Source organism: Oxalicibacterium sp. (assembly GCF_035565035.1).
Lineage (GTDB): Bacteria > Pseudomonadota > Gammaproteobacteria > Burkholderiales > Burkholderiaceae_D > Oxalicibacterium.
In genome coordinates, this window is the sequence record NZ_DATMTD010000071.1 from 1 (window position 1) to 16,697 (window position 16,697).

Sequence of the window (16,697 nt, forward strand, 5' to 3'; positions counted from 1 at the left end):
GGCTTGGTACTTGAGCAGCAAAGTTGTATTACAGCGGCTACCTTTTCCTACAATGAGGCAATAGTCTTTGGTAGTCCGGTGGCAAAAATGAAACTCGAAGAGTTGACGAAGAAAAATAGAACTGAGCAACGAGTGACGACCGATAATTCCCATTGCCCTATTTATTAATAGTGCTGGGTTATGGTTAGTTTGAGCTCCAATCGCCGGATTTTCCTCCCTGTTTTTCAAGCACTCGAATATCTGTCATTGTCATTCCTCTATCCACCGCCTTACACATATCATAGACCGTAAGTAATCCAATTTGCACGGCAGTGAGTGCTTCCATTTCTACCCCGGTTTTCCCGAACGTTTCCACCTGAGCCGTACAGTCAACGCTGGACTGCGCTTGATCGATGGAGAAATCCACGGTCACACGTGTCAGCGCGAGTGGATGGCATAGCGGGATCAGGTCGCTCGTCCTTTTCGCTGCCATGATCGCGGCGATGCGTGCAATGCCGAGCACATCGCCTTTCTTCGCCGTACCCGATTCAATGATCGCAAGCGTTTCCGGCTTCATGCGAATGGTGCCGCTGGCGACCGCGACGCGGTGAGTCTCATCCTTGCTGCCGACATCGACCATGTGTGCCTGGCCGGCATTGTCGAAGTGTGTCAATCCATCGTTGGGAAGTTTTTCGTCGTGTTTTTTTGCAGTCATGATGAGAGGTGTTGCGGGTAGTTGAAGTAGCCAGGCGGGGCTGGAACGATTGCGATGAGCGGGTATCATAGCATCGTGAAAATGAAATCGATTCCTTCCTTGCGTATTTTCCTAGCCATGTTCGCGCGACGTTTTGCCGTGTTGGCGGTGTTGATTATTTGTGCGATGCAATCAACGCCGGGGTACTTGCAGAATTTGCCGAGCCTGGGCGATACCGAGCGCGAAGAGTTGTCGCCGATCATGGAGCGCAAGCTGGGTGAGCAGATCATGCGACAGTTGCAGCGCAATCGTGATTATCTGGACGATGCACCGCTGCAGGAATACCTGAATAACCTGGGAGCGACATTGCTCGCTGTGCGCCCGGATGCGCGCGGCGAGGCGCAGTATGATTTTTTCTTCTTTGCGGTGCGCGATCCGGTATTGAATGCGTTTGCGTTACCGGGCGGATTTATCGGTGTGCATTCCGGACTTGTGCTGGCGGCGCAGACGGAGTCCGAACTGGCGTCGGTCATGTCGCATGAAATCGGCCACGTTGCGCAACGTCACATTGCACGCATGATCGGCAAGCAGAAGCAGGATGCGTTGATTCCGCTGGCGAGCATGATTCTCGGTGCGCTGGCTGCGACGGCGAGTCCGGATGCCGGCATGGCGGTGATGATGGGCGGGCAGGGATTGGCGATTCAGCGTCAGTTGAATTTCAGCCGCGATGCAGAACGTGAGGCGGATCGGGCCGGGCTGGAAATCATGCGCGAGGCGGGTTTTGAAACGATCGGCATGATCAATTTCTTCGGGCGTTTGCAGCAGGCGAGTCGCGGGTATAGCGATACCGCACCGGCTTATCTGCGTTCGCATCCGCTGACGACCGAACGGATCGCCGATATCGAGGCACGCACGCGCGATCTGCGGTATCGGCAGCATGCGGATAATCTGGATTTTTCGTTGATCCAGTCGCGTGTGCGTGTATTGCAGGATCCGTCGGCGCAAGGATTGATCGATTCGGAGGGCGCGTTCAAGCGCTTGTTGCAGCAGCGCGCACGTCCCGCTGTGATCGCGGCAGATTATGGTTTGGCACTCGTTGCGTTGCGGCAGGGCAAACCGGCAAAGGCGCAGACTTTTCTCGACCAGGCCTATGTGACGCTGAGAAGCGGCGCGCCCGCCAAGACAGGCAACGCCGTACTGGCGAGTCTGGCAATTGATATTCGCCTGGCCGCACATCAGCCTGCAGAAGCAGTGACGGAAGCCGATGCGGCGCGCAAGCAGTTTCCGTTGTCGCGCGGGATTGCGGGGCAGTATGCGGACGCGTTGGTGACTGCCGGACGTTATGAGGATGCCGCGGCTTTCCTGCGTGATCAGGTGTCGTTGTATCGCGGTGAGCCGAAATTGTTCGATCGATTGGCGAAGGCGTATGCGGCCTTGAATCGGGAAGCACTGCAACATCTGGCCCTGGCAGAAGCGTATGCATTACGCGGTAGCTTGCCGGCAGCGTTGGATCAATTGTCGATTGCGCGCAAGGCGCCGGATGCATCGTTTTACGATCAGTCGATCATCGATGCGCGAGAGCGGGAAATGAAGGCGCAACGTCTGGAAGAATTGCGACAGGAAAAGGAAGGTTTTTAGGGGGCGCGCCAAAAGCTTTATTGATGGCGGATGAATTACGTTCGATTTGGAATGAGGTAGCGACGAGATGACAAAGCGTCGATGCCTTATCCTTGGCGATGCACTGGCGATGTCAACTTGTCGCTCTCGGCACGCGAATAAAACCGAATTTTTCGGTCAGCGAATCTTCTGTCACGAATCCAACCGGAATGTGCTTCCCGTGCCACTTCAATGTCAGTTCCTCTGCCATCTTGGTATGCGAAGAAGCCTTGTCCAGCCACGTCATCAGTTGATCATCCTGGACAGGTTTGCTTTCTAGATAAAGCTTCGACAGGCATTCGCTCAAGTCACGATCATCCAGCAATGCAATCAGCTTGTTTTTTTGCAGAAGCAATTTCCCGTTTTCAGTCATCCACCCACAATCAGGTTCTGACAACGGTTCATCGGTGTGCAGCACAAAACCGGTGGCAGGATCGGTGTGCGCAATATGCGGCGTGACTTCCAGATCGACATACACGCGTTGCGGGCCATTCTGAAAATACCATCGACCGCCTTCATCATGCGTGTAGTTGCGACAGATGAATCCAAGCAATGTCGGTTGCGTGATTTTTTCGCCAGGTAGATTGTTTTGTTGCGCGTGCTCATTACGCATGCGCCAATTTCCACGTGCATCAAGCGCAAGCCAGCCGTAGCAATGCGGAACGTTTGGCCATTTTTCCAACGCTTTTTCGACGATCGCGTCCACGCTGCATCCTTCCTTCAATCGATTGTGTTTTTCAGGAAGTTGACCATGCGTTGCGGCAGCCAGTTCAATTGGCCAGGGAACGGCCCGGTGGCAAAACCGACATGACCGCCGTGTTCCGGCTGTTCGAGGATGACCGTTCGCGAGGCAGTCGAAGGCAGATAACGTTGCGGAAGGAAAGGGTCGTTGCGTGCGTTCAAGACAAGAGTCGGCACCGTGATGTCGTCGAGGACGTATTTGGCGCTGGCGCGACGCCAGTAATCGTCGGTGTCCCGGAATCCGTGCAGCGGAGCCGTAACGGCATTGTCGAACGCATACAGATCGCGCGATCGCAGCATCGCTTCGCGATCAAACAGGTCGGGGAACTGCGCGAGTTTTTCCAGGCATTTCGGCTTCAGCGTCTGTAGAAAAGAGCGCGTGTAAATCAGGTTGATGCCGCGCGATAACGCAGCACCGCCGCCGGCCAGATCGAGTGGTGCAGAAATTGCGCAGGCGGCGTCGACGATTTCTGCCTGATGCTGCGATTCGCCCAGCCAGCGCAATAGTGCGTTGCCGCCAAGCGATACGCCGGTTGCATAAAAATGGCTGGCACCGAGCGAGCGCGCGACGGGATGAAGTCGACGCAGGACCCAGTCGATTTCCTGTGCGTCGCCGGAATGGTAAAAGCGCGGAGCGGCATTCAGTTCGCCGGAACAACCGCGGAAATGCACGACTACACCGGTCCAGCCGAGTGCGGCGATATGCGACATCAATGCGCGCGCATAGTGACTGTTCGATGAACCTTCGAGTCCGTGGAACAGCACAAGAAACGGTTTGCCGGTTTCGCCGTCGACAAAATCCAGGTCGATGAAATCGTCATCCGGAGCAGTCCAGCGCTCGCGCCGATAACTGACTGGCGGTTTGGCAATGCATTTGGCGGGATAGATGGTTTGCAGATGCCCGCCGGGCAACCACCATGGAGAAACATACGTCATCGAGGCAGACAATGGATCGGTTTCGAATACGGCAGAAGGACCGGTGGAAGTCATGCGCGCTGGGAAGACTGCGCGCAGTCAGTGCAGAACGGTGGTGGAAACCCGGTCGATTTCCGCCTTGCCTGGCGCAACCGATGCGTGATGCACGACGATGCGCCAGCCGAGCGGCGTTTTTGCATAGACGTTGGTGGCGATGATGTGGATGTCGCGTTGCTTGCCTTCTGCGGTGCTGACCGATTCGATCAGGTTGTGGACAGCGCTCATCATGTTCTGCGATGCATGCAATTGCACGGGGCGGATATGCACACCGCCGCGAGTAAAGATGTCCTCCCACGACGAACGGATCGCGGCATAGCCGATCAGCCGCGTGCCGTCCGGATGGATGCAGACGATTTCTTCATCGTCTGCCCACAGTGCCATCAAGGCTTCCAGATCGGCGCGACCGATAGCGTCGTACCACGCGGCTTCGATGTCGTCCGCGGTGCCGAACTGCTTGCGCGCGCCGGGCATGATGCGATCAGTGGCCGTGGACGACGGCGCCCGGCTTGAGACGATATACGGTGCCGCAGTACGGGCACTTGGCTTCGCCGCCGTGGGACATTTCAAGGAATACGCGTGGATGCGAACTCCAGCTCGTCATGGCCGGATTCGGGCAGTAGGCCGGCAGGTCCTTGCCGTCGAGTTCGATTGCGGACGCGTTTTGTGTTGCTGCGGTCATGTCATTCTCCGTATTGCTTTAGATCGGCTAGTTTAGCCCGGTTAGTCAGATGGTAATTTGAAGCGGCCCGGATCGCATAGCGAATTGTCGAACCGCCTGTTGTTTGATGCCTTGTATGTCGTCGCAATCAGACGATCAGGTCAGACGATCGTCAGCCAATGGCTGTATTGCGGTGCGCGGCCGGCAACGGCGTCGAAGAACAACGATTGCAGTTTGGCCGTGATCGGACCACGCTTGCCGTCGCCGATCTGACGGTTGTCGAGTTCACGGATCGGCGTGACTTCTGCCGCCGTGCCGGTGAAGAAGGCTTCGTCGCAACAATAGACTTCGTCACGCGTGATGCGTTTCTGAATCACTTCGAACCCCAGATCCTGTGCAATCGTGACGACGGCGTCGCGTGTGATGCCGTCCAGGCAAGAAGCCAGATCCGGTGTGTAAATCTTTCCGTTCTTGACGATGAAAACGTTTTCGCCGGAACCTTCGGAAACATAGCCGTCAGTATCGAGCAGCAGCGCTTCATCGTAACCGTCCGCCAGCGCTTCCTGATTGGCCAGAATCGAGTTGATGTAATAACCGCTGGCCTTGGCGCGCACCATCGAAACGTTCACATGGTGGCGGGTGAAGGATGACGTTTTGACGCGAATGCCTTTGTTCAAACCGTCTTCGCCCAGATACGCGCCCCAAGGCCACGCGGCGATGGCGACATGAATCTTGTTGCCTTTGGCGGAAATGCCGAGTTTTTCGTCGCCGATCCAGACCAATGGACGGATGTAGCAACTTTCCAGCTTGTTTTCGCGCACGACTTGCAGTTGCGCCTGCATGATCGTTTCCTGATCGAACGGAATCTGCAACTGGAAAATCTTGGCGGAGTTGAACAGTCGTTCCGTGTGTTCACGCAGACGGAAGATGGCGGTGCCTTTATCGGTCTTGTAAGCGCGCACACCTTCGAAGACGCCCATGCCGTAATGCAGCGTGTGCGTCAGGACGTGAATGGTTGCATCGCGCCAGTCGATCAGTTTGCCGTCTTTCCAGATTTTGCCGTCGCGATCGGACATCGACATGTGAAACTCTCCAGTAATTTTTACAAGACGTCGATTTTAACGGATTCGGCCATTCCGGAAAAAGCATCGTGCATGGCGTGATACGGAAATCTTGCTGACATTTTCATGAAATGAATAAAAAGATAACTTTTTTGCGCCGATCAAGGAATCTATTGGAGGCGAGGCCTTCTAATCGTCGGGATTTATCGCTCATGTGAATGATCCGTTTCTCTTGTTTTCGGCTGTTTTCATGACTGGATGGATAGTTCATCGGGCTGAAACAGGGGTTTTCCGGTCATTCGGTGCGGTAAAATAATGGTCTTTCTTTAAATCTTTCAAAAATCATCAGCACATGCAATTCAAAAGATTGAGCGATCTGATCGCGCGTAATGAACTGCAAGGCAAGCGCGTCTTTATCCGCGCCGATCTCAACGTACCGCAAGACAGCAACGGCAACATTACCGAGGACACGCGTATCCGCGCTTCGGTGCCGGCAATCCAGCAGGCGTTGAAGGCGGGCGCGGCTGTCATGGTGACCTCGCATCTCGGTCGTCCGACGGAAGGCGAATTCAAGCCGGAAGATACGTTGGCGCCAATCGCGCAGCGCCTTTCCGAACTGCTGGCCCAACCTGTCGAATTGAAGCGGAACTGGGTCGACGGCGTGGACGTCAAGGCAGGACAGGTTGTACTGCTGGAAAATTGCCGCGTCAACAAGGGCGAGAAAAAAGACGACGATGCGTTGGCCAAGAAGATTGCGGGCCTGTGTGATATCTATGTAAATGATGCATTCGGTACCGCGCATCGTGCAGAAGCCACGACGCACGGCATTGCCAAATATGCGCCGGTTGCCTGCGCCGGCCCGTTGCTGGCAGCGGAACTCGACGCATTGGGCAAGGCATTGCATCAGCCGGCCAAGCCGTTGGTGGCGATCGTTGCCGGTTCCAAGGTTTCCACCAAACTGACGATTTTGAAAACGCTGGCCGACAAGGTCGACAACCTGATCGTCGGTGGCGGTATCGCCAACACGTTCATGCTCGCGGCAGGTTTGAAGATCGGCAAATCGCTGGCCGAAACCGAACTGGTCGGCGACGCGAAAACCATCATCGACATGATGGCCAAACGCGGCGCATCGGTGCCGATTCCGGTCGATGTCGTGTGTGCAAAGGAATTCGCGCAGACTGCCGCAGCGACGATCAAGGATGTGGCTGACGTGGCGGATGACGACATGATTCTGGATATCGGTCCGAAGACGGCAGCGATGCTGGCGAAGCAGATTGCCTTGTCCGGTACTATCGTCTGGAACGGCCCGGTCGGCGTGTTCGAATTCGATCAGTTCGCCGAGGGAACGAAAACGCTGGCGCTGGCCATCGCGGATTCGAAAGGATTTTCCGTTGCAGGTGGCGGCGATACGCTGGCAGCGATTGCCAAGTACGACCTGGCGGATAAGATCGATTACATCTCGACCGGCGGCGGCGCCTTCCTCGAATTCCTGGAAGGAAAAACACTGCCAGCGGTGGAGATCCTCGAACAGCGCGCAAAGGGTTGATGCGGATTGCTTACCGCGTTCGACCAGTTTGATTATTGAAGTTGTCATTCATGAGCGACATATTCGCCTGACAGCTTCCTTCAGTAACACATTACATTTTGGAGATTCAAATGGCTCTCGTATCCATGCGTCAATTGCTCGATCATGCTGCCGAAAACGGTTACGGCCTGCCGGCGTTCAACGTCAACAATCTGGAACAGGTGACTGCCATCATGGAAGCGGCTGACGAAGTCGGCGCGCCAGTGATCATGCAGGCGTCGGCAGGCGCACGCAAATATGCGGGCGAGCCGTTTCTGCGTCACCTGATTCTGGCGGCGATCGAATCGTATCCGCACATCCCGGTCGTCATGCATCAGGATCACGGCCAGTCGCCGGCAGTCTGCATGGCAGCGATTCGCTCGGGTTTTTCGTCGGTGATGATGGATGGTTCGCTGAACGCGGACGGCAAATCGGTGGCGAGCTATGAATACAACGTCGACGTTTCGCGCAAGGTCGTCGAGTTCTCGCACGCGATCGGCGTGACCGTTGAGGCGGAGCTAGGCGTGCTCGGTTCGCTGGAAACGATGAAGGGCGACAAGGAAGATGGGCACGGCGCCGACGGCACGATGACCCGCGAACAGTTGCTGACCGACGTCGAACAGGCTGCCGATTTCGTCAAGCAGACGCAATGCGATGCGCTGGCGATCGCGATTGGCACCTCGCACGGCGCTTACAAATTCACGAAGAAGCCGACCGGCGACATTCTCGCCATCGATCGCATCCGCGAAATCCACACGCGCATTCCGAACACGCACTTGGTAATGCACGGTTCGTCGTCTGTGCCGCAGGAACTGCTGGCGGAAATTCGCCAGTTCGGCGGCGACATGAAAGAAACCTACGGCGTGCCGGTTGAGGAAATCCAGGAAGGCATCAAGAACGGCGTGCGCAAGATCAACATCGATACCGACATCCGCCTGGCGATGACCGGCGCGATCCGTCGCTACCTGATGGAAAACCCGTCGAAATTCGACCCGCGCGATTACCTGAAACCGGCGAAGGAAGCAGCCAAGCAAGTCTGCAAGGCGCGTTTCCTCGCGTTCGGTTGCGAAGGCCAGGCAGCGAAAATCAAGCCGCTGACATTGGATAAAATGGCGGAACGTTACAAAAAAGGCGAGTTGTCGCAAATCGTCCAGTAATCGATTTATAAATCGTTTAATAGACGAAAGATAGACGGAAGAACAACAACAGCGATTGTTGCGTCACCTGCCTGTAAAATTCTGCTTTTGCAATTCGATTCTGAAATACCCTCGGCGATCCACGGATCGCCGTTGATCTTTATGGAAATGCCATGACCAGTCTGTATCAATCCAGCATCACTTCGCTTCCGCTGCTCGGCCGCGGCAAGGTCCGCGACAACTACGCCGTCGGCGACGACAAGCTGCTGATCGTCACCAGCGATCGCCTGTCGGCTTTCGACGTCGTCATGAACGAACCGATTCCCGGCAAGGGTGTGGTGCTGAACAGCATGTCGGATTTCTGGTTTGAAAAACTGAAAGGCATCGTGCCGAATCACCTGACCGGCATTGCGCCGGAATCGGTGGTGGCACCGAATGAAGTGGAGCAGGTCAAGGGTCGTGCCGTCGTAGCCAAGCGTCTGCAGCCGATTCTGGTCGAAGCCGTCGTGCGCGGTTACCTGATCGGCTCCGGCTGGAACGATTACAAACAAACCGGCGCCGTCTGTGGCGTGCAATTGCCGGCAGGATTGAAGCAGGCGGAAAAACTGGCAGAGCCGATTTTCACGCCGGCCGCGAAGGCCGATCTGGGCGAGCATGACGAGAACATCACGTTCGCAGATATGGAACAACGCATCGGCAAGGAACTGGCCAACAAGATTCGCGACGTCAGCATCAAGCTCTACAAGACCGCTGCCGATTACGCTGCGACCAAAGGCATCATCATCGCCGATACCAAGTTCGAATTCGGCCTCGACAAGGACGGCACGCTGCATCTGATGGATGAAGTGCTGACCGCCGACTCGTCGCGCTTCTGGCCGGCAGATTCGTATGCGACCGGCATTTCGCCACCGTCGTTCGACAAGCAGTTCGTGCGCGATTATCTGGAAACGCTGACCGAGTGGAAAAAGGTTGCACCGGCACCGACTTTGCCTGCCGATGTCATCGAAAAAACCGGCGCAAAATACCGCGAGGCATTGACCCGCTTGACCGGTGAAAACCCGAAAGGCTGATATGGCAGACGCAGCGAGCAAACCGTTGATCGGTGTCGTGATGGGATCCGCATCCGACTGGGAAGTAATGCAGCACGCCGTAACCATCCTGAAGGAATTCGGCATTGCGCATGAAGCGCAAGTGATTTCCGCGCACCGGATGCCGGACCAGATGTTTGCCTATGCAGAATCGGCGCGTACACGCGGCTTGCGCGCGATCATCGCCGGCGCCGGCGGGGCGGCGCATTTGCCGGGCATGATTGCGGCGAAAACCATCGTGCCGGTGCTCGGCGTACCAGTACCTTCCAAATATTTGCGCGGCGAAGATTCGCTGCTTTCCATCGTGCAGATGCCGAAGGGCATTCCGGTTGCGACCTTTGCGATCGGCGAAGCAGGTGCAGCCAACGCGGCGCTGACCGCAGTGGCGCTGCTCGCTGCGAATGACAACAAACTGGCTGCGCAACTTGAACAGTTCCGCGCCAAACAGACACAGACCGCTGTAGAAATGAAGTTGCCTTTATGAGCAAGAACGAGCTTTCCCCTTTGAATCCTTCCGCAGCCGGCGCCTGGCTGGGTGTCATGGGCGGCGGCCAGCTCGGCCGCATGTTTGCGCACGCCGCGCAGAAAATGGGATTCAAGGTCGCCGTGCTGGAACCTGCACACGATTGCCCTGCCGGTCATGCTGCAGATCATCTGCATCGCGCCGATTACACCGATACCGATGCACTGGCGAAGTTGGCAACGCAATGTGCCGCAGTGACGACGGAGTTTGAAAACGTCTCGGCAAAAAGTCTGGCATTTCTGGCAGAACGCACGTTCGTTGCACCATCGTCGGATTGTGTATCGATTGCGCAGGATCGCATGGCGGAAAAACGTTTCTTCATCGATTGCGCAGCGACTTCCGGCGTGTTCCCTGCGCCGCACAAGGAAATCAAATCCGATGCGGACATCGATATGGTGCCCGACGATCTGCTGCCCGGCATTCTGAAAACGGTACGCATGGGTTATGACGGTAAAGGTCAGGTGCGGGTTAAAACGCGCGACGAGTTGCGCAACGCCTATGCAGCGATGAACGGTGTCGCCTGCGTGCTGGAGAAAATGCTGCCGCTGGCGTACGAAGTCTCGGTGCTGGCAGCACGCGGTGCCGACGGCAAATCGGTTGTCTATCCGATTGCGGAAAACGTGCATCGCGACGGCATCCTGTTCACGACCACGGTACCGGGACCGAACATCACGCCGGAATCGGCACAAAAAGCGCAGGCAGCAACATTGGCCGTGATTGATCAGCTCGGTTACGTCGGTGTGCTTTGCATTGAATATTTCGTGTTGAAAGACGGCTCGCTGGTCGTCAACGAGATGGCACCGCGTCCGCACAACAGTGGTCATTACACGATCGATGCCTGCATCACCAGTCAGTTTTCGCAGCAAGTGCGGGCAATGGCGCGCCTCCCGCTGGGCGATGTGCGTCAGCATTCGCCGGCGGCGATGCTGAATATCCTTGGTGATATCTGGTTCGAAGGTGATTCGAATGAAGCACGCGAACCGACCTGGGACAAGGTCTTGGCGTTGCCGGGTGCAAACCTGCATCTGTATGGCAAGGACACGGCCCGACGCGCGCGCAAAATGGGGCATATCACCTTCGTCGCGCCAACGCTGGAAGAGGCGCAAGCCAACCTGCGGAAGGCCTGCACGATTCTCGGTATTCCTGCCTGACGACTTTCGACATGTCCGAAGATCAACTCGACTGGCCGGCGATTCACGAGGCGGCGCACAAGCTTGAGCGCGGCGAGCTGGTCGCTTTTCCGACGGAAACGGTCTACGGTCTGGGCGCAGATGCGGAAAACGCCTGTGCCGTCACCTACATCTATGAAGCCAAGGAACGTCCTTCGGATCATCCGGTGATCGTCCATCTGGCACCGGAAGCCGATCTCGCTTATTGGGCGGCATCGGTGCCGGATGATGCTCGCAAATTGATCGATGCATTCTGGCCCGGTCCGCTGACGCTTATTTTCAAACGCGCAGAACATGTTTCACCCATCGTCTCCGGTGGCCAGGATTCGATCGGATTGCGTTGTCCGTCGCATCCGGTTGCGCAGGCATTGCTGCGCACCTTCAAGAACGGCAAGGGCGGAATCGCTGCGCCGTCAGCCAACAAGTTCGGCCACGTGAGTCCGACGACGGCGCAACATGTGCACGACGAATTCGGTCAAGGTGGAATGGTGGCCTGCATTCTCGATGGCGGGCAAAGCGATGTCGGCATCGAGTCGACCATCGTCGATGTCTCTCGCGGTGAGCCGGTTCTGCTGCGTCCCGGACACGTCAGTGCGGCAGACATTGCCCGCGTACTCGGCAAATATCCCCTGCAACCCGATCGCAACGCACCGCGCGCTTCCGGCACGCTGGAAGCACACTACGCACCGGTGACGCCGGTCGCGATGGTTGATGCGGCGCAGATTGCGGAAGTAAGCAAGGCGCTGCATGGCGCGGGTCGTCGCTTCGCATTGATGCATTATTCGGCACGATTCGACGCATCGATCGCCGCGGAGAAGAATGTCTTGCCGGCAGATCCTGTCGGTTACGCACACGACCTGTATGCCGCACTGCGTACGCTGGATACGGCCAAGGCCGATGTCATGCTGGTGGAAGCGCCTCCAACCGAGGACGTGTGGAACGGTATCAATGATCGCTTGCGCCGTGCTGCGCATGATTCCGCGGGTATTCTGGATCGTTTGTTGAGGTCTTGAATGGCAAGCGCGCCCGTGTTCGTATGGCGATTAGGGTTTGTTGGATAAAAATCGACCGCCATGAAACACCAGTGGCTCCTGCGGTGATGCGTCACAATTTTCCACCTCGCCGACAAAAATCACGTGATCGCCCTCCGGATAGCGGCTGCGGTTGTGACATTCGAACCAGGCTGCAACGCCGTTCAGCACCGGCAGGCCGGTTGGCGACAGCGTAAATTCGACGCCTTCAAAACGATTCTTCCCGGGGCGTGCAAACTGATTGGCAAGCGCCGTCTGATCGGCCGCCAGCACGTTGATCACATAGTGCGAATTGGCCGTGAAAACAGGCAAACAACTGGCACCTTGATTCAGGCTCCACAATACCAGCGGCGGATTGAGCGAAACCGAATTGAACGAACTGGCAGTCAGTCCGATGAATGTTCCGTCAGCCAGACGTGTGGTGATGATGGTGACGCCGGTAGCGAACTGCGACAGCGCGTCGCGAAAATGCCGTGCATCGAATGCCGGTGCGGATGAAGAAGTAGACATCGGTGACCTGTGAAATTTCATTCATTATGCCGAAAAACGACGTCTTCATGGCGGAACGCCCATCGCGGGTTGACGTTTTTCCGTAAAATCAGTGCATGGAAAAATCCGATATGAATCTGTTCGACATTCTGCGTCATCACGTCGCAGCACAACCGCAGGCAATTGCATCGCGCTCGAGTCGCCGTGTCGTCACCTATCGCAAATTCTGGTCCCGTATCGAGCGTGGCACGGCACGTTTGAAAGCCGAATGGGGAATCAAGCCAGGCGATACGGTTGCATACTGGGGAAGAGGGCATCAGGACGCGCTCATGCTGTACATGGCGACAGCGCGTTGCGGCGCCAGATTGCTGCCGCTGGAACATGCAATGTTGCAGCAGGACGCCATTGCATTGCTGAAGAAATATTCACCGGCAATCCTCCTGCATGACGATGAAATCGTATTCGATACGCCTCCCGCAGTATCCCGCATTGTCAATCTATCTTCGCTGATTGCTACCCGTTGTCACCATACGCCAAGCGTGGATGAGGATCCGACAGCCATCAGTTTGATCGACGTCCGTGATGGAAAGGAGATGACGGCGCAGAAGTTGCTCCACCAGGCGACGCATGCCGGGGAAGGGGTACAGAGTGAATTCCGCGTCGATGCAGCGTTGTTTGATGCCGTCGTATTTACGCCTTCCGTACTACCGACACTGATCGCTGGTGGCACGATCATTTTCCGATAGGCGTCAGAATTTTTTCGTTTTCACGCACAAAGGTTTGCGCTAAAGTCACAGGCATCCAATAACGGAGTAATCATGGCGACAGAAATTGCAACACTGGGCGGCGGTTGTTTTTGGTGCACCGAAGCGGTGTTTCAACAATTGAAAGGTGTATCGGCTGTTGAGTCGGGTTATACCGGCGGCCAGGTGGAGAATCCGTCATACGAACAGATTTGCGAAGGCACGACCGGACATGCCGAAGTTGTGCGCCTGACCTTTGACCCGTCTGTCGTGACATTTCGCGAAATTCTCGAAGTGTTCTTCACGATTCACGATCCGACCACGCTGAATCGTCAGGGCAACGACGTCGGCACGCAATATCGTTCGGTGATTTATTACCATTCGCCGGAACAGCAGGAGACGGCGAAGCAGGTCATTTCCGAAATGGCAAATGTGTGGGATGCGCCGATCGTCACCGAACTCAGTCCGGCCGAGACGTATTACAAGGCCGAGAGCTATCACCAGAATTATTTCCGCCAGAACCCGATGCAAGGTTACTGCGCATTTGTCGTTGCACCGAAGGTTTCCAAATTCCGCCAAACCTTCAAGGACAAGCTCAATCCGGCGAATTGAATATGGTTGTTCCTGATTGACGAAAACATCGGAACGCGCTCAGGCAGCGCGTTCTTCCGATGGCAACGTGGAAGTAGAAGCCGACACCGCTTCCGCCAGTTTGCGCAGTACATGCGCCGCAGCCACCAGGCCGAATGCAGCCGTTACCACCATCGCAGAACCAAATCCGGCGCAGTTCAGGCCGGTAATGCCATTGTCACTGGCACCATCGACGGCACATGCTTCCGCCATTTCCGGAAAGCGCAGCGGCTCGGTCGAATACACCGCATCGATACCGAATTTATTCTTGGTCCCGCGCGGAAAACCGTATTCGGCGCGCAGGCGTTTGCGCACTTTGGCCAACAGCGGTTCCTGTTCCGTTCTGCACAGATCGAGTACTTCAATTCTGGTCGGATCGATCTGTCCGCCGGCACTTCCGATCGTGACCAGTTTCAATCCGTGCTGACGGCAATAAGCAATCAACGCCGTCTTTGCGCGTACATTGTCGATGGCATCAATGATGTAATCGTAACGATGCGCACCGATCATCTGATCGAGATTGTCCGCGGTCAGAAAATCCTCGATCTCCGTTACTACGCAATACGGATTGATTTGTGCGATACGTTCGGCCAACGCAGTCACCTTGGCCTTGCCCAACGTGTCCGTCAGCGCATGGATCTGGCGGTTTATGTTGGACTCGGCGAGATTGTCCAGGTCGATCATTGTGATGCGACCGATCGCGCTGCGCGCCAATGCTTCAACCACCCACGAACCGACACCGCCGACGCCAATCACGCAGACATGCGCCTGCCGAAAACGCTCCAGCGCCTCTTTGCCATACAGACGTGCGATGCCGCCGAAACGACGATCGAAATCGATATCGGGCGTGACAGGAACGGCGGGAAGAGCGGTTAAAACAGTCATCCCGCCATTTTAACGGAGAGCAACGTTAAACTCATGGCTTTGCATTGCGTTTTGTCCGGCGCTGTGGAAATTTCCCAACCGGCTTGTATCGATTGCATTGATCTTATTGGCGAAGTGGCAAGTGCTTCCAATGTGAAGCGGCCATGATTGCGATATTCTCGTCATTTATCGCATTGCAGGCTGGTCACTATTCAGCAACGTTTAACAGAAAGAACAGGTATGTCGATTGCAGATATTCGTACCGATTACGTACAGGCAGAATTATCGGAAACGGACACCGATCCCGATCCGATCATGCAATTTTCAAAATGGTTTGCCGAGGCATTGCGCGCGGAAATCAAGGAGCCAAACGCTATGGGCGTTTCGACGGTCGGACCCAATGGTCGACCGTCGTCTCGTATCCTGCTCGTCAAGGATTTCGATCAGCGTGGTTTTACGTGGTTTACCAATTACGACAGCCGCAAAGGCATTGAACTGGCGCAGAACCCGTATGCATCCCTGTTGTTTCACTGGATCGAACTGGAACGCGAAGTACGCATCGAGGGGCGCGTGGAACGCGTCTCTGCAGAAGAGAGTGATCGGTATTTTCAGAGTCGTCCCATCAAGAGCCGGCTCAGTGCGATTGCTTCATCGCAAAGCAGGTCGATCGGCGGACGTGCGGAGCTGGAAGCGCAATACGCCAAAGCCGAAGCGCAGTACGGTGATCATCCGCCACGTCCGGAACATTGGGGCGGGTATCGTCTGAAGCCGGATTGCGTCGAATTCTGGCAGGGCCGCAGATCGCGGTTGCATGATCGTATCGTTTATACGTTAGGCGAAAACGGAGAATGGAAAAGGGTGCGCTTGCAACCTTGAATATTGATCCAAATGGGAACGAGCGAGAACTCAGAGCATGAAATAAAACAGCCCATGTTTCTACATGGGCTGTAACGGTTGTTTTGGTGGAGACGGCGGGAATCGAACCCGCGTCCAGAAGCACTCTACAGACAGTTCTACATACTTAGCGCTGCCATTTGATTTAACCCGAATGACGCGGACGCGCACGCTTCAGTCAGGCGAGTCACCTATTGTTTAACGCCTTGCCAAGTAACCCGACATGACGCGATTCCCTGTGTATGACTCTACTGCTGTTGCCAGCCCGCCCCAGGGACAAGACGGTGTAGAGCTAGAAAGTTATTAAGTCTCTAGAGGATTACGCTGCGAGAGCGTAAGTTTCATCGTTTGCATTTAAGCATTTCCGGTTGGATTTACGAGGTGACCAGCCCTCGGTATGCCCTGCACTGCTTTGCAACCCCTGTCGAAACCAGGTCGCCCCCAAAACAGCCTATCTATTGTATCTCAACAGATGGGGTGAAAGTCTTTGCTTTCAAGTGATGCTGCGATGGAGCAGCTCAAGTATTTGCGCGGGTGTTGCTGCTATTGCATCCGCCTCCCAAGTAATGGGTTCCGCATTGCCACAATAGCCCCACGCCGCGGCGATTGTCGGCATGCCCGCGGCACGTCCTGCTTGAATGTCGCGCAGATCGTCGCCCACATACCAGCATTGGTGAGGCGGCAACGAAAGGCGACGTGCGGCTTCGAGCAGTGGTTCCGGATGCGGTTTGGCGTGAGCGGTGGTGTCGCCGGAAACGACGCAGCCAGCGTCGCCTAAGCCGATCCGGGGGACCAGCGGGTC

At 55.9% G+C, this 16,697-nt stretch carries 19 protein-coding genes and 1 other RNA gene; 10 read left to right on the top strand and 10 right to left on the bottom strand.

The annotated features are described in order from the left end of the window. Window positions 1–184: 184 nt before the first annotated feature. A complete protein-coding gene (moaC, locus tag VN114_RS06660) occupies window positions 185–694 on the bottom strand; it encodes a cyclic pyranopterin monophosphate synthase MoaC (protein WP_325513236.1) in 510 nt (169 codons plus the stop codon). Between the two features lie 81 nt (window positions 695–775). On the opposite strand from moaC, the gene VN114_RS06665 reads away from it, so the two are divergent. Beyond that, window positions 776–2,311, top strand: a complete 1,536-nt coding sequence (locus VN114_RS06665; RefSeq protein ID WP_414694200.1) for a M48 family metalloprotease — start codon at window positions 776–778, stop codon at window positions 2,309–2,311. A 112-nt stretch (window positions 2,312–2,423) separates the two neighbouring features. Here VN114_RS06665 and VN114_RS06670 read toward each other — a convergent pair whose 3' ends face one another. The 5 genes from VN114_RS06670 to VN114_RS06690 all read right to left on the bottom strand — a co-directional run bounded on the left by VN114_RS06670 (window position 2,424) and on the right by VN114_RS06690 (window position 5,785). Further along, on the bottom strand, window positions 2,424–3,035 hold the full coding sequence (locus VN114_RS06670; RefSeq protein ID WP_325513238.1) for a DUF2946 family protein: 612 nt from the start codon (window positions 3,033–3,035) through the stop codon (window positions 2,424–2,426). 14 nt (window positions 3,036–3,049) lie between these two features. Then, window positions 3,050–4,006, bottom strand: a complete 957-nt coding sequence (locus tag VN114_RS06675) for a YheT family hydrolase (RefSeq protein ID WP_325513271.1) — start codon at window positions 4,004–4,006, stop codon at window positions 3,050–3,052. A gap of 78 nt (window positions 4,007–4,084) precedes the next feature. Next, window positions 4,085–4,516: a nuclear transport factor 2 family protein gene (locus VN114_RS06680; protein WP_325513240.1), complete on the bottom strand. Its 432-nt coding sequence runs from the start codon at window positions 4,514–4,516 to the stop codon at window positions 4,085–4,087. Window positions 4,517–4,523: 7 nt separating this feature from the next. Next, window positions 4,524–4,724 (bottom strand): zinc-finger domain-containing protein, encoded by a 201-nt coding sequence (locus VN114_RS06685; protein ID WP_325513242.1) that lies wholly within the window; start codon window positions 4,722–4,724, stop codon window positions 4,524–4,526. Between the two features lie 140 nt (window positions 4,725–4,864). Continuing rightward, window positions 4,865–5,785, bottom strand: coding sequence for a branched-chain amino acid transaminase (locus VN114_RS06690; protein ID WP_325513244.1), 921 nt, complete (start codon window positions 5,783–5,785; stop codon window positions 4,865–4,867). A gap of 331 nt (window positions 5,786–6,116) precedes the next feature. On the opposite strand from VN114_RS06690, the gene VN114_RS06695 reads away from it, so the two are divergent. The 6 genes from VN114_RS06695 to VN114_RS06720 all read left to right on the top strand — a co-directional run bounded on the left by VN114_RS06695 (window position 6,117) and on the right by VN114_RS06720 (window position 12,257). Continuing rightward, window positions 6,117–7,310, top strand: coding sequence for a phosphoglycerate kinase (locus VN114_RS06695; RefSeq protein ID WP_325513246.1), 1,194 nt, complete (start codon window positions 6,117–6,119; stop codon window positions 7,308–7,310). 110 nt (window positions 7,311–7,420) lie between these two features. Beyond that, complete coding sequence (fba, locus tag VN114_RS06700; RefSeq protein WP_325513248.1) at window positions 7,421–8,485, top strand: class II fructose-bisphosphate aldolase; 1,065 nt, start codon at window positions 7,421–7,423, stop codon at window positions 8,483–8,485. Between the two features lie 152 nt (window positions 8,486–8,637). After that, on the top strand, window positions 8,638–9,534 hold the full coding sequence (locus tag VN114_RS06705) for a phosphoribosylaminoimidazolesuccinocarboxamide synthase (protein ID WP_325513250.1): 897 nt from the start codon (window positions 8,638–8,640) through the stop codon (window positions 9,532–9,534). Between the two features lies 1 nt (window position 9,535). Next, entirely contained in the window at window positions 9,536–10,036 is a 501-nt protein-coding gene (purE, locus tag VN114_RS06710; RefSeq protein ID WP_325513252.1) for a 5-(carboxyamino)imidazole ribonucleotide mutase, read from the top strand. Next, window positions 10,033–11,226 carry a 5-(carboxyamino)imidazole ribonucleotide synthase gene (locus VN114_RS06715; RefSeq protein WP_325513254.1) on the top strand — a complete coding sequence of 398 codons (1,194 nt, stop codon included), beginning with the start codon at window positions 10,033–10,035 and terminating at the stop codon, window positions 11,224–11,226. Before purE ends, VN114_RS06715 begins: the two co-directional genes overlap by 4 nt. A gap of 11 nt (window positions 11,227–11,237) precedes the next feature. Next, entirely contained in the window at window positions 11,238–12,257 is a 1,020-nt protein-coding gene (locus VN114_RS06720) for an L-threonylcarbamoyladenylate synthase (protein ID WP_325513256.1), read from the top strand. Between the two features lie 30 nt (window positions 12,258–12,287). Here the strand turns inward: VN114_RS06720 and VN114_RS06725 are convergent, their stop codons facing one another. Then, entirely contained in the window at window positions 12,288–12,785 is a 498-nt protein-coding gene (locus VN114_RS06725) for a flavin reductase family protein (protein ID WP_325513257.1), read from the bottom strand. 95 nt (window positions 12,786–12,880) lie between these two features. On the opposite strand from VN114_RS06725, the gene VN114_RS06730 reads away from it, so the two are divergent. Both VN114_RS06730 and msrA read left to right on the top strand, forming a co-directional pair. Then, on the top strand, window positions 12,881–13,510 hold the full coding sequence (locus tag VN114_RS06730) for an AMP-binding protein (RefSeq protein ID WP_325513259.1): 630 nt from the start codon (window positions 12,881–12,883) through the stop codon (window positions 13,508–13,510). Window positions 13,511–13,582: 72 nt separating this feature from the next. Then, entirely contained in the window at window positions 13,583–14,119 is a 537-nt protein-coding gene (msrA, locus tag VN114_RS06735; RefSeq protein WP_325513261.1) for a peptide-methionine (S)-S-oxide reductase MsrA, read from the top strand. Window positions 14,120–14,158: 39 nt separating this feature from the next. Here the strand turns inward: msrA and tcdA are convergent, their stop codons facing one another. Then, window positions 14,159–15,022 carry a tRNA cyclic N6-threonylcarbamoyladenosine(37) synthase TcdA gene (tcdA, locus tag VN114_RS06740; RefSeq protein WP_325513263.1) on the bottom strand — a complete coding sequence of 288 codons (864 nt, stop codon included), beginning with the start codon at window positions 15,020–15,022 and terminating at the stop codon, window positions 14,159–14,161. Between the two features lie 219 nt (window positions 15,023–15,241). Between tcdA and pdxH the strand changes: the two genes are divergently transcribed. Beyond that, window positions 15,242–15,877, top strand: coding sequence for a pyridoxamine 5'-phosphate oxidase (pdxH, locus tag VN114_RS06745; RefSeq protein WP_325513265.1), 636 nt, complete (start codon window positions 15,242–15,244; stop codon window positions 15,875–15,877). 84 nt (window positions 15,878–15,961) lie between these two features. Here the strand turns inward: pdxH and ssrA are convergent. Together ssrA and VN114_RS06755 are read right to left on the bottom strand one after the other, a co-directional pair. Further along, window positions 15,962–16,338, bottom strand: a transfer-messenger RNA (tmRNA) gene (gene ssrA, locus VN114_RS06750). 50 nt (window positions 16,339–16,388) lie between these two features. Further along, window positions 16,389–16,697: HAD family hydrolase (locus VN114_RS06755; protein ID WP_325513267.1), on the bottom strand; the 309-nt coding region annotated here is incomplete at its 5' end.